The sequence below is a fragment of the Parabacteroides sp. AM08-6 genome, from assembly GCF_003473295.1.
In the GTDB taxonomy this organism is placed as follows: domain Bacteria; phylum Bacteroidota; class Bacteroidia; order Bacteroidales; family Tannerellaceae; genus Parabacteroides.
Genome location: NZ_QRMP01000001.1, coordinates 138,593 through 151,544 on the forward strand (window position 1 = coordinate 138,593; position 12,952 = coordinate 151,544).

Here is a 12,952-nt window from a genome sequence, read left to right on the forward strand (position 1 = left end):
GCAATTGTCAGTTATCAATTGTCAATTTCTTGAGATCTTCCAATGTCTCTTCGGCTTCTTTTGCATTGAGTACGGAAATGGCCATTCCTGCATGGGCCAAAATGTAGTCGCCTTCGGAAGCGTCTACCCATTGGATACAGATATTCTTTACAATTCCACTGAAATCTACTTTAGCCATTGTAAGTTCCGGAATAGAACGGTCGATATGTAGTATTTTCCCAGGTATAGCCAGACACATATTATTAAAATGATTGTTATATTTTTATAACTTCAAAAGTAGAGATAATGTTTTGGATTAAACGTGGAAACTCAAACATTTCTATCTATAGTGTATATAGATTTAATTTATGAAGGTAATAGAAAATAGCCATTGTACCGGTTTGCTTATTCTGCGGAAAGAGTCTATATTTGTCCGAAAGCAGAAGAAAACATGAAGCGTGCGGAAGTGAAAGTAACAGTTTTGACAGTTTACGGTTTGGTACAAGGTGTCGGCTTTCGCCCTTTTATCTATAAGATAGCGAAAGAGATGGGAATAAAGGGAGAGGTGGACAACCGGAATAACGGAGTCTGTATCCGGGCCGTTTTAACACCGGAGTTGCGCGAATGTTTTGTTGCCCGTATCCGTAATGAACATCCTCCGGTTGCTTTTATTCATCGGATAGATGTCAAGGAAGCGGAAATACAAGTTCCATATACGGATTTTACCATAACTCCCAGCTATTCTGAGTCGGATGAAGTGACGCAAGTCGCTCCGGATATTGCTGTTTGTCCTGAATGTTTGCGCGATAGAGAGCAGCAGCAACATCGTTTGCATTATCCTTTTATCAATTGTACCCACTGCGGTCCTCGTTTCTCCATTATCAGCGATTTACCTTATGACAGAGAGCGGACAACGATGGCGGGATTTGAAATGTGCCAGGATTGTCGGAAAGAATATATGGAAATGACCAATCGTCGTTTTCATGCGCAGCCGGTTGCTTGTAATCATTGTGGCCCTGTTTACTATGCTTCGTATAATAACGTGAAACTAACTGAATATGAAAAGTTGTTGCAACTCTCTTCCCGCTTACTTCGTGAAGGTGAAGTGATTGCGGCAAAAGGTATTGGAGGATATCATTTGATATGCGATGCCACAAATGAAAAGGCGGTGAATCGCTTGCGTGAAATCAAATTGCGTGACAGCAAGCCCTTTGCAGTTATGTTTCGGGACATAGCGCAATTGAAAGATTATACAAATGTGAATGTTGCGGAAGAGGAAGCATTGTTTTCATGGCGTCGTCCTATAGTCTTGCTCAAGCAACGAAGGGCTTTGGCTTCAGGTGTCAATCCGGGGATGAAAACTTTAGGTTGTATGCTCCCTTATATGCCGGTTCATTATGATTGGTTTGAACATGTAGATACGCCGGCTTTGGTGATGACAAGCGGGAATTTGAGTGACTTGCCGATTGCCATCACACCTGAAGAAGCAGAAATGCAGTTGTTCGGCAAAGTTGCTCTGATTTTGCATCATAACCGGGATATTCGTAACCGGGTGGACGATTCTGTTTTACAGGTTTGCGGAAATCAAGCCTGCCTGATACGTCGTTCACGGGGATATGTGCCTGAACCTATCTTTGCGGATGTTCTGGTAGAAGGCCTTCTGGCTTTCGGAGCCGAAAAGGTGAATACTTTTGCGCTGGGGAAAGGAGATACAATCTTGCAGAGTCAGTATATAGGAGATTTGAAGAATTGGGAAACGTTTAGTTTTTATACAGAATCACTGACCCGTTTCCGGAAACTTTTTCGTTTTACGCCTTCGTATCTGGTCTGTGATTTACATCCGGATTATCTCTCTTCGCGTGAAGCGGAACGTATTGCAGCAGAGACTGATATCCCTTTATTGAAAGTTCAGCATCATCATGCCCATGCAGCGGCTTGTATGTTGGAATATGGTTTGTATCAACCGGTTATAGCTTTTGTTCTGGACGGAACAGGCTTGGGGGATGACGGAAAAGTATGGGGAGGTGAAGTTTTTCTTTGTGACCGTCGTTCCTACCGTCGACTTGCGCATTTAGAATATATTCCGTTGCCCGGAGGTGATAAGGCCTCTATTGAACCTTGGCGTATGGCTGTGGCTTGTCTTTGGCATTATTTTGGTGAGAATATCCCTTTTCCGGATGGTTTCGTGGAACGGATAGGTACACAAAAAATATCTATGCTTTTGAAAATGATGCAACAAGGAGTGAATACACCTTATACCTCCAGTGCCGGCCGCCTGTTTGATGCGATAGCATCTCTTTTGGGAGTGTGCGATGTATCCACGCATCAGGCGGAAGCTCCGGTCCTGTTAGAACAATTGGCTTCCGATGAACTCTTTGCGTATTATCCGGTTATAATAGAAGAAGGGAATATTTCTTTCCGTCCTGTTTTTGAAGGTTTGTTGGATGACTTGAAATCGGGAGTTTCATCTGCCGAGTTGTCTGCTCGTTTTCATAACTCGATTGCTTATATGTTATTGGAAAGAGCTAAATTGTTTTTGAAGCAAACAGGAGCTATGCAAGTGGTATTATCCGGTGGTTGCTTCCAGAACAAACGGTTGACGGAACATTTGCAACAACTGTTTGCTGCCGAAAATATCCCTTTATATGTGCCGGGACGCATTCCTTGCAATGATGGGGGGATTTCGGTAGGACAATTGGCCATTGCTGCTTCCAATCAAGCTGTTCGGAGATGTGAATCGATTTCGGTCGGACATTTCTAACTATTTGGAAAATTATAAATATGAATAGGAAATGCACGAACTATCAATAGCTCAAAGTATAGTAGAACTGGCGGAGCAACAAGCTTTAGACCATCATTCTTCATATATCGAAGAGGTCGAACTTGAAATAGGCCGTTTGGCCGGAGTTGAGTTGCAGACACTCGAATTTGCAATAGAGAGTGCTGTAAAAGGAACTTTACTGGAAAAGGCAGTTATCGTTTACCGTTATATAGACGGTGAAGGACGATGTGCAGAATGTGAAGCACTTTTTCCGATGGAGGTATTATTTTCTCCTTGTCCGGTCTGTGGTTCCTATTTTGTTAAAATAGAAAAAGGGAAAGAACTTCGAATAAAATCAATTGTTATAAAATAAAACAAACGCTTATGTGTGGAACTTGCGGATGCGGAGAGCATCACCATCATCACGAGCATGACCACGAACATGGTCATGGCCACCAGCATCCTCATCATCATGATGAAAGGATAGTTATTAATTTGGAACAAGATATTCTTCAGCGTAATAACCTGCTGGCCGAACGTAATCGCGGTTATTTTGAGGCCAAACATATTTTTTGTCTGAACCTGATGAGTTCGCCGGGTTCAGGTAAAACTTCTTTATTGGAAGAAACTGTTCGCCGTCTGAAGGAAAAACATCCTCTATATGTCGTTGAAGGAGACCAACAGACCTCGAACGATGCCGACCGTATTGCTGCTTTAGACATTCCTGTTTTTCAAGTGAATACCGGAACCGGTTGTCATCTGGAAGCCGATATGGTGAACCATGCAGTCAAACATTTAGCCCCAGTAGACAATTCTATCCTTTTTATTGAGAATGTGGGTAATCTGGTTTGTCCGGCCATGTTTAATCTTGGCGAGGCAAAAAAAGTGGTTATAGTCAGCACTACTGAAGGTGATGATAAGCCATTGAAATATCCGCATATCTTTGTGGAGGCAGATGTCTGCATTATTAATAAGGTAGATTTGGCTCCTTATTTGGATACGGATGTGGAAGTCTTACGTAAAAATATTTTAAACGTAAATCATCACATGCAAATATTCGAAGTTTCGGCAACGAAGGGAACCGGAATGGAAGCTTGGTGTAACTGGTTGACGGATGAATGTACAAAATGTAAATAAATCACCTTGTGTTTGATGAATAAACGGATAAATAAGCTACATTTGTTCCCATTCATTGAACAAAATTAATCAAAATGTTATGATTAACCGAGAATTAATCAATCCTCAGAGTATTGTTGTAGTCGGTGGCTCCAATAATGTACATAAACCAGGCGGTCGCTTGGTGCGCAATTTGCTGGATGGAAAATATCAGGGAGAATTGTATGTGGTCAACGCCAAGGAAGACGATGTGCAGGGTTTGAAATCTTATCATTCCGTTCATGATATACCGGATACGGAACTGGCTATTATTTCAATTCCGGGTTCCTCATGTCCTGAAGCAGTGGATGTATTAGCCAAGGAAAAGAACGTCAAAGCGTTTATCGTTGTCTCGGCCGGTTTCGGGGAAGAAACACACGAGGGTGCCATCCTGGAAGATAAGATGCTGAAAAGTATTAATGAGGCAGGTGCATCTTTGATTGGTCCCAATTGTATAGGTTTGATGAATACGTATTATCATGGTGTCTTTACACAACCAATCCCCGAATTTCATGCTGATGGTGTAGATTTTGTATCCAGTTCGGGTGGGACAGCCTTGTTTATCATAGAATCAGCTTTAACAAAAGGCTTGCGCTTCAACTCTGTCTGGTCTGTCGGAAATTCAAAACAGATTGGAGTAGAGGATGTGATTGAATATATGGACCGGAATTTTGATCCTGTTTTAGATTCGAAGATAAAGATGCTTTATATCGAACAGATAAAAAATCCGGATAAATTGTTGTATCATGCTTCTTCGCTTATTCGTAAAGGATGTCATATTGCTGCTATTAAGGCTGGAAGTACAGATGTCGGTAAGCGTGCTGCTTCTTCACATACGGGGGCAATAGCTAATTCAGATTCTGCTGTAGAAGCTCTTTTCCGTAAAGCCGGTATCGTTCGTTGCTTTAGCCGTGAGGAACTGACAACTGTTGCTAGTATATTTACTTTGAAAGAGGTAAAAGGTAAGAATTGTGCTATCATTACACATGCCGGCGGGCCGGCTGTCATGCTCGCTGATGCTTTAGCCAAAGGCCGCCTGAATGTCCCGAAATTAGAAGGACCTGTGGCTGCCGAACTAAAATCCAAATTGTATCCGGGGGCTGCTGTTGGTAATCCGATTGATATAATAGGAACCGGAACGCCGGAGCATTTGGCTACGGCAATCGATTTTTGTGAAAACCGTTTTGATGAAATAGATTTGATGATGGTTATTTTCGGAAGTCCCGGTTTGGTGAAACTGTATGATACCTATGAAGTACTTCATAAAAAAATGGAAGAATGTAAGAAACCTATTTTTCCTGTATTGCCTTCTATCGTTACAGCTGGTCCGGAAGTAAAGAATTTTGTTAAGAAAGGTCATGTCAATTTCTCTGACGAAGTAACGCTGGGGACGGCTTTATCACGTGTGATTAATACGCCGAAACCAATGAGTACGGATATCCAGCTTTATGGTGTGGATGTTCCGGAAGTCCGCCGTATTATCGATCGCCTGCCGGGAAGTGGTTATCTGAATCCTGAAGAAGTTCGTACATTGTTAAAAGCTGCCAATATTCCTTTGGTGGAAGAGTTTACTTCAACGGATCGGGATGAACTGGTTGCTTTTGCGAAGAAAGTGAAATTCCCGGTTGTCGCTAAAGTAGTCGGTCCTGTACATAAGAGTGATATCGGAGGTGTAGCTTTGAATATCAGGAGTGAAGAGCATTTGATATTCGAATATGAACGAATGATGCGTTTACCGGATGTTACAGCCATTATGGTTCAGCCGATGCTGAAAGGGCAGGAACTATTTCTCGGTGCTAAATATGAAGATCGTTTCGGGCATGTTGTATTATGTGGTTTAGGTGGTATTTTTGTGGAAGTATTGCAAGATGTATCATACGGTTTGTCTCCTTTGTCATATGATGAAACTTTTTCTATGATTCGTTCTTTGCGCGGTTATCCGATTATTAAAGGTACACGTGGGCAAAAGGGGATAGATGAACAACAATATGCAGATATTATCGTCCGTCTGTCTACCTTACTTCGTTTTGCGTCGGAAATAAAAGAAATGGATATTAATCCGCTGGTGGCAACAGAACGGGGATTGTTCGCTGTAGATGCTCGCATAAGGATAGAAAAGTAATCGGGAAATAGGTGTCCATAAATAAAAAGTCTCAATTACCATAAGCTTAGAGTAAATGATATGGTAATTGAGACTTTTTATATTCTTAGATTATTTCCTGTAGATTAGAGTCCACTGAAATCAACTTTGTCAAATAATAGGGACGGAATACGCCAGCTGGAGAATGTACGCGGGTCATTGCCGACCTCGACTAAATTACTCCATAAAGTTAGTAAATTTCCCGTTGCGTTCATTTCTGAAATCGGCTGTGTCAGTTTTCCTTTTTCAATCAGGAAGCCTTCTACTCCATAAGAGAAATCACCGGTTGTACTGTTACTGTTACCTCCATTAAAACCCGTAACAAAAATACCTTTATCCACAGTTTCAATCAGAGCATCTTGATTTTTATTCTCCATCTGCATCGTTAAAATGGAAGGAGAAGCTATGGTCGGTTTGATGCCCATCTTATTTGCTGAATATGTATCGATATAATAGGTTTTTAAAACTCCATTTTCAAATACAGGCATACGTTTGGTTGCAACCCCTTCACCATCAAAATAGCGAGCTCCGGATGATTTAACCAAATGTGGCTCATCGGTAAGTGTCATCTTATCTCCCAGCACTTTTTGGTTAAGCTTATCCAAGAGGAATGAATTTTTTTGTTGGATGGAAGAACCATATATGGCGTCAATAACCGGAGAAAGCAAACGGGCAGAATTCATATTGTCTACAACCATTTGGTATTTACCGGAAGCAACCTTTTTTTGTCCCAATTTACGAAGTACACGTTCCAATGCCTTTACCCCTAAATCTTCCTTTATTAGTGTGTCATAATACAGAGAAGAGTCATACCAATATGACTCCGGACGGGCATCACCGTCGCCTTTAATACTAAGACTGGCAGACAGACTATAAGATGAACCGGAAGCTTCTCCTTCAAACCCATTACTGGCTACCATATATTTAAAGTCTTTCTCATCGCTATACGAAGAATTTGCTGAAATGATACGGTTGTCTTTCCCCATCATTTCATTACATATATTCATGGCTAAAGCAACTTTGTCATCAGGCTGTATTGAATCGAATTTCGGGTCAATTAATTGTAAATCAGCCCCTCCTCCTTTGTAATAAAGTGAAGTGTCCGGTAATGTCCGTGCTTTATCTTCAGCCAAAAAGCGGGTAGATGCGACAGCGTTTTGAATGAAAGATTCTAATTCTTTTTTATCCAATCTGTTTGTAGAGAAGGAACCAAAACGTCCGTCCACAAATAAATGAATAACCAGACTGTTTTCGGATGCCTGTTGCAGACGGTCCATTTTCATATCACGTATTTCGAAGGAGCTGCTTGAACCGTTATAAATACTTACTCGTGAGGCCTGACAGCCGTTTTTCAGGGCAAATTCCATTGCCCACTGAGCCAGTTTCTTATTTTCGTTTGTTATCATAATATTCGTTTTTAATTTTCTCCTCCAACTGTAAGTTTGCTAACAAGGGCAGACGGCATGCCGCAGGTTACCGGACAGGATTGTCCGTCTTTTCCGCATGTCCAAGTGCCATTATCCATTTTATAATTATTTCCTACCATCGTAATATCGGCAAGAGCTCTCGGACCGTTGCCGATGATATTTATATCCTTAATAGGTTGTGTCAGTTTTCCGTTTTCAATCAGGTAACCGTCTTTTACAAAGAAAGTAAAGTCGCCTGCACCAATCTGAACTTGTCCGTTTGTGAAGCTAGAAGCATAAATACCTTTCTTGACAGTTGCAATCATATCTTCTTCTGTTACATTACCAGCTTCCATGTAAGTGGCGCGCATACGTGGAATAGGCATTTGGCGGAATGATTCGCGACGACCGTTTCCAGTAGAAGGGATGTCATAATGTTTGGCACTGATGCGGTCGTGCATGTAGCTAGTCAGAATACCTTCTCTCACCAGATATGTTTTTTGGCCTTCAATACCTTCATCATCAATATTGACAGAGCCACGATTGAACTGAATAGTGCCATCATCTACAACATTAATGTGCTCGTTACAAATTTTCTTGTTCAGCTGATCGGAGAAAATCGAGACATTTTTACGATTGAAATCTGCTTCAAAAGCATGCCCTATAGCTTCGTGTAATAAAATACCGGAACCTCCGGCACCCATTACAACAGGCATTTCACCTCCTTTAGGCTTGATAGCCTGGAATAAGATTGAAGTTTTATCTACCGCTTCCTTTGCTACTTCCTTGATGATATCATCTGTTAAGAATTCTGCTCCCATACGGAAGGCGCGTGAAGCATACGAATTTTCAATCTTACCGTTATCTTCCATGATACAAACAGCGCTCAATGTTACCATCGGACGATAATCATAATACATTTGTCCTTCCGAGTTACAGAATAAAATATGAGAAGTGGTATCTCCCAATGCTGCCATAACTTTATGAACACGTTTATCCAATGCAAAAATCTGATCATTCAATTTTTGCAAATAAGGGGTTTTCTGGTTGACTGCCAATTCGTCCCATGGGGTTTGTATACCGTAATAGTTCGTTTTAATCGGTTCTTCAGTCAGATTAACCGGAGCTTTCCCTGTCGAACCTGTAGCGATACGGGCTGCTGTACGGGCTGCTTTGAGCATTTCGTCAAGGGTTACGTTTTCAACGTAAGCATAACCGGTTTGATCTCCGGCCAGCACACGTACACCCATTCCGAAATCGATATTGGAAGATGCACGGTTTACAGCCCCGTCTTGCAATCCAATGTTGTTTCTGTACGAATGTTCAAAAAATAAATCGGCATAATCACCTCCTTTTTCCAGTGCTGCTGTCAGCACCTTTTTCATGTCGCTTTCGCTTACTCCGAAATGATTCAGAGCGAATGAGATACCGGTTGCTTTATCAGCAATGTTACCGGCACAACCTCCAAGTATTGAAGGAGCCGCTAATGAGCTAATCATAACCATACCTCCTGTTTTAATAAAATTACGTCTGTCCATAGTGCTAATAGAGGAATAAAAATTAAAGACAAGAAATAATAGTTTCCGATAGATACATTAATTCCCAACCTCATATTTGTATTTAGTTTATTAATTAATTCTCAATTGTTTTTGCCCAATCCATCACATTTGCCGGCGGGCGTTGAGCTAATAATTCTTTTTTCATGAAGTCCATATATGGGGCGACATGCTTGAAAAACTTTTTGTATCCTTTGCATAGGTAATTTAACCCTGGTTCACCATTTGCCGAATACAGAAAACGATTTTTGGGACATTCCCCGTTACAAGCAAACAGGAACTCACATTCTTTACATTGTGTTGGAAGTTTCTCATACTTGTCGGCACCGAAATTAAGTTGGCGTTGACTGTACATCATTTCCGTGAGTGTTTGTGTATGGATGTTTCCTAATTTGTATTCGGGGAATACAAAGTGATCGCAAGTATATACATCGCCGTTGAATTCCATCACTCCGGCATGCCCGCATGTTTTTGCCAGACTACATACACCCGGTTGTTCGCCTATCCAGTTGGCCAAAGTAGAATCGAATAGCTGAATATAATATTTACCCACATCCTCTTTTAGCCATTCGTCGAAAACGGCACAAAGAAAATCACCCCACTTTTCTGAATCTACAGAAAAAGGTGCCAACTTGATATCTGCATTTTCCTGTTCGGGAGTAGTTAATTTTGTCCCATCGGTATGTGTACTAATTCGTTCTACAATCGGGGCAAATTGGATGAAATTGCATTCTATTTCTTTAAAGAAATTATAAAATTCCAAAGGATAATCGACATTATAATCATTCACTACCGCCATCGCATTATATTCCACACCATGCTTTTTCATTAGTTCGATGCCTTTCATTACTTTATAGAAAGAGGGTAGTCCCTGCCGGTTTCTGCGATATTCGTCGTGAAAATCCTGTGGCCCGTCAATAGAAACGCCTACCAGAAAATTGTTTTCGTTAAAAAAACGACACCAGTCGTCATTTAACAAAGTCCCGTTTGTCTGGATACAATTGTCTATTTGTCGTCCATGGGCATATTTGCGTTGCAGTTCTATTGCTTTTTTATAAAAACTAATAGGACGCATCAAAGTCTCACCTCCGTGCCAAGTAAATAGAACTTGAGGCATCGTTTGACATTCCAAGTATTCTTTGATGAATTTTTCGAGCAATTGCTCGCTCATAACGTGATTTCTAATATCCGGATATAATTTCCCCTTCTCCAGATAATAGCAATATTCACAGGCTAGGTTGCAAACAGAACCTACCGGTTTCAACATCACATATATGGGTTTTGCAAATGGAGATATATAGGGATTATTCATGATTTTACCCAAAACGGTTTAATTTGACTTACAAATATAGTCTTTTAATATGAAACAATGTTTATATTCAGGCTTATATTTTTTTAGCAACGTTTATTTAATCTTTTTTTTGTAACGATTATAATCTGTAATAAAACCTTCGCATAACCAATTAGCCAGAGCTTGCCTATTATCACTTAAAATAATCCGTTGTTGGTCGAATGTATTTTGTATGTTTCCGAGTTCGACGAATACGGAGGGTGGGGTTGTATTGCGTAATACGTATAAATCGCGTCCGTCTACTGTCCCGGAAAAGCCTCGTCCCGGTTGGTGTTTTTTATATTTATGGGTAAAAGTGGATTTCATCGTTTTTGCCAGATGTTTACTTTCTGAGCTTTTCTCAGAATGATAGAAAAATACATCTGTCTGGTGGCTTTTACTTCGGCTGTCCACATGGACGAAAATGGCACGTTTATATAACTCGCGGTCTTTTGTGAATAAACTGTTGATTTTATCGCAGCGTTGTTGCAAACGGCGTACTTGGTTGAATGGTATCGGGCTTCCCATACATGTTTCCCGTTTGCTATTGGATAAATACCGGTCGTTCCGGATACCGTCTTTTGCATCTTGTATGATGATATGAACTTTAGCCCCTTTCGTCAATAGGTTACGGGCCAAACGAAGAATAATGTCGTACGCATATTCATCTTCGTGCAATTCCACATTGCCGATACGTCCGATAGCACCGGGGTCAGGACCGCCGTGACCGCTGACAAGATAAAAACAAGTACCTTTCAATTCGTTGGATTCCACTTTATATTGAGCCAGCTGCTTTCCGAATAGTGGTTCGTAATTATTTTGTTTAGGTGTTACGGTTTCTTTCCCTTTTAACGGTGGCAAAGTATACTTAACCCCCATTTGCAAAGTATTTCCCTTTCCTAATCTGGTCTTATTCAGCTGAATAAACTGCTTTTGATACTCAGCTCCACTTCGGTTATGGCGTTTAAGAAAGAGGGTAATGCCTTCTCCCTGTTTCGGAAAGGCTTTCTCTTGAGCCTGTAAATCACTGGCATATAGTAGGGTAAAGAAGAATATAAATATGATACCGATTTTAATTCTCATAAATGTTTATTTTGCAGACCGGACAAAAATACTGTTTTTTTAATTTTTCTCCCAATATATCTTTGCATGTACATGAATTCATCAATATCCTTTGTGGTGAATCCATGTACCCTGTCTCCACAAATATTCCAGTGGTCCCTGTTTGTGGCGGGTAAGCCAATATCGGCTGAAAAATAACTGGATAGTAAATATCGTTAACCCGATTAAAAGAGTTGCACAGGCACCTGTAGAGTTATAAAGTCCCAGACCGAAACCGTAGTAAATACATACCCCCATAATAGATTGTGAAATGTAGTTTGTTAAACTCATCCGTCCGTATGGGATGATTAAATTTTGCCATTTATATCCGTTATCTTTTTTAAACCATATTAAGGTGAACAGAGAAACTAAAATAGCCATGAATGTGAAATTAGCGAGACTGGGGATAGCTATATTATAAGGTGCCAGTATAGATGGATTTGCTATATAAGGAGGTATGAATGTACGAAGCATATAAAAAGGAATGAAGGCTATGGTAGCCGATAGAAGAACGCGCTTCCAGAAAAGAATGGAATTTTCGCTTTTTATAAAATACTTCCTGCGTCCTAATAACATTCCGAACATAAATAGGGCGGCTGTTTGGAATAAGCGCCCGTTTTCTACCTGCCAAATATTGCTGTATAGTTGTCCGTTCCAAATATTACTCCGTAATACGTCGAAGAATGTGCCATGTTGTGCCGCCTCCCCTGCGAGTATAGCATAAGGAATGAACTTGGCGTCTCCTATAACATAATCCGGATTCAATATGGCATATAGCATTCTGCCACATTCAAAAGGTTGTAATAATAGTATGAAAGCAATCCAAAATACAGCTTTATCTTTAAGTTTACAGACCAGAATTAAAACAAATCCGACTGCAGCATAAAGCAATAAAATGTCTCCGTCATAAAACAGAGCATGAAGTTGGGAAAAAAAGAAAAGCAATACTAATCTCCAGGCAAAACGTCCCCGGAAGTCTATTCCTCTTTTTTCAGCATTGTGATATTGTATGTAAAAGCTGAAACCGAACAAAAGTGAAAAGGTAGCGTATGCCTTTCCCGCAAACAGGAAAAAAAGCGTATCCAATACGTGCTTGTCAACAATGGCCAACCACTCTGGTCTGCCTTCTATGGGAACAAAGATATTATAATGTTCTAAATTATGGAGTAACACAATTGCCAATAATGCAAAACCGCGCAGTGCATCCACTACGCCCAGACGATGAGAAGTTTGAAGAGTCGTATTCATTGTTTTTTTTACTTTGGACAAAGTTCGAAAATTATTTTAAAAATACAATATCTTATCTATTTAAATGAATTATCAAAATGTCACTACCGTAGCGACTAAATGGGATTAATATGGCGGGTAAAATGAATTACCCGCACAGGTAATATATTTTAACGTATCAATCTAGCGGCAAAACACTCAAATAGTGAACATCTTGTCATCTGCTAGGGATATGGCAAAAAGGTCCTTTCTATTAATCTAAAAGAAGTGGATATAATAAATTATTTCCTGTAGGTA

At 40.4% G+C, this 12,952-nt stretch carries 10 protein-coding genes; 4 read left to right on the forward strand and 6 right to left on the reverse strand.

Features of this window, described 5'->3' with window-relative positions:
• Positions 1-7: 7 nt before the first annotated feature.
• A complete protein-coding gene (locus tag DW103_RS00510) occupies positions 8-238 on the reverse strand; it encodes a HypC/HybG/HupF family hydrogenase formation chaperone (protein ID WP_122273715.1) in 231 nt (76 codons plus the stop codon).
• 192 nt (positions 239-430) lie between these two features.
• Between DW103_RS00510 and hypF the strand changes: the two genes are divergently transcribed.
• The 4 genes from hypF to DW103_RS00530 all read left to right on the forward strand — a co-directional run bounded on the left by hypF (position 431) and on the right by DW103_RS00530 (position 6,017).
• Positions 431-2,740 carry a carbamoyltransferase HypF gene (hypF, locus tag DW103_RS00515; RefSeq protein WP_122273943.1) on the forward strand — a complete coding sequence of 770 codons (2,310 nt, stop codon included), beginning with the start codon at positions 431-433 and terminating at the stop codon, positions 2,738-2,740.
• A 31-nt stretch (positions 2,741-2,771) separates the two neighbouring features.
• Positions 2,772-3,113, forward strand: a complete 342-nt coding sequence (gene hypA / locus DW103_RS00520) for a hydrogenase maturation nickel metallochaperone HypA (RefSeq protein WP_122273716.1) — start codon at positions 2,772-2,774, stop codon at positions 3,111-3,113.
• An 11-nt stretch (positions 3,114-3,124) separates the two neighbouring features.
• Positions 3,125-3,877, forward strand: coding sequence for a hydrogenase nickel incorporation protein HypB (hypB, locus tag DW103_RS00525; RefSeq protein ID WP_122273717.1), 753 nt, complete (start codon positions 3,125-3,127; stop codon positions 3,875-3,877).
• A gap of 79 nt (positions 3,878-3,956) precedes the next feature.
• Positions 3,957-6,017: an acetate--CoA ligase family protein gene (locus DW103_RS00530; RefSeq protein ID WP_122273718.1), complete on the forward strand. Its 2,061-nt coding sequence runs from the start codon at positions 3,957-3,959 to the stop codon at positions 6,015-6,017.
• Between the two features lie 104 nt (positions 6,018-6,121).
• Here the strand turns inward: DW103_RS00530 and DW103_RS00535 are convergent, their stop codons facing one another.
• The 5 genes from DW103_RS00535 to DW103_RS00555 form a co-directional block, all read right to left on the reverse strand.
• The gene (locus DW103_RS00535) at positions 6,122-7,441 is read right to left on the reverse strand and encodes a TldD/PmbA family protein (protein ID WP_122273719.1); all 1,320 of its coding nucleotides are present in this window, start codon (positions 7,439-7,441) and stop codon (positions 6,122-6,124) included.
• Between the two features lie 11 nt (positions 7,442-7,452).
• On the reverse strand, positions 7,453-8,940 hold the full coding sequence (locus tag DW103_RS00540; protein WP_370453444.1) for a TldD/PmbA family protein: 1,488 nt from the start codon (positions 8,938-8,940) through the stop codon (positions 7,453-7,455).
• A 133-nt stretch (positions 8,941-9,073) separates the two neighbouring features.
• The gene (locus tag DW103_RS00545; protein ID WP_122273721.1) at positions 9,074-10,309 is read right to left on the reverse strand and encodes an anaerobic sulfatase-maturation protein; all 1,236 of its coding nucleotides are present in this window, start codon (positions 10,307-10,309) and stop codon (positions 9,074-9,076) included.
• Between the two features lie 93 nt (positions 10,310-10,402).
• Complete coding sequence (locus tag DW103_RS00550) at positions 10,403-11,410, reverse strand: N-acetylmuramoyl-L-alanine amidase (protein ID WP_122273722.1); 1,008 nt, start codon at positions 11,408-11,410, stop codon at positions 10,403-10,405.
• A gap of 81 nt (positions 11,411-11,491) precedes the next feature.
• Positions 11,492-12,676 (reverse strand): DUF418 domain-containing protein, encoded by a 1,185-nt coding sequence (locus DW103_RS00555; RefSeq protein WP_122273723.1) that lies wholly within the window; start codon positions 12,674-12,676, stop codon positions 11,492-11,494.
• Positions 12,677-12,952: the final 276 nt, after the last annotated feature.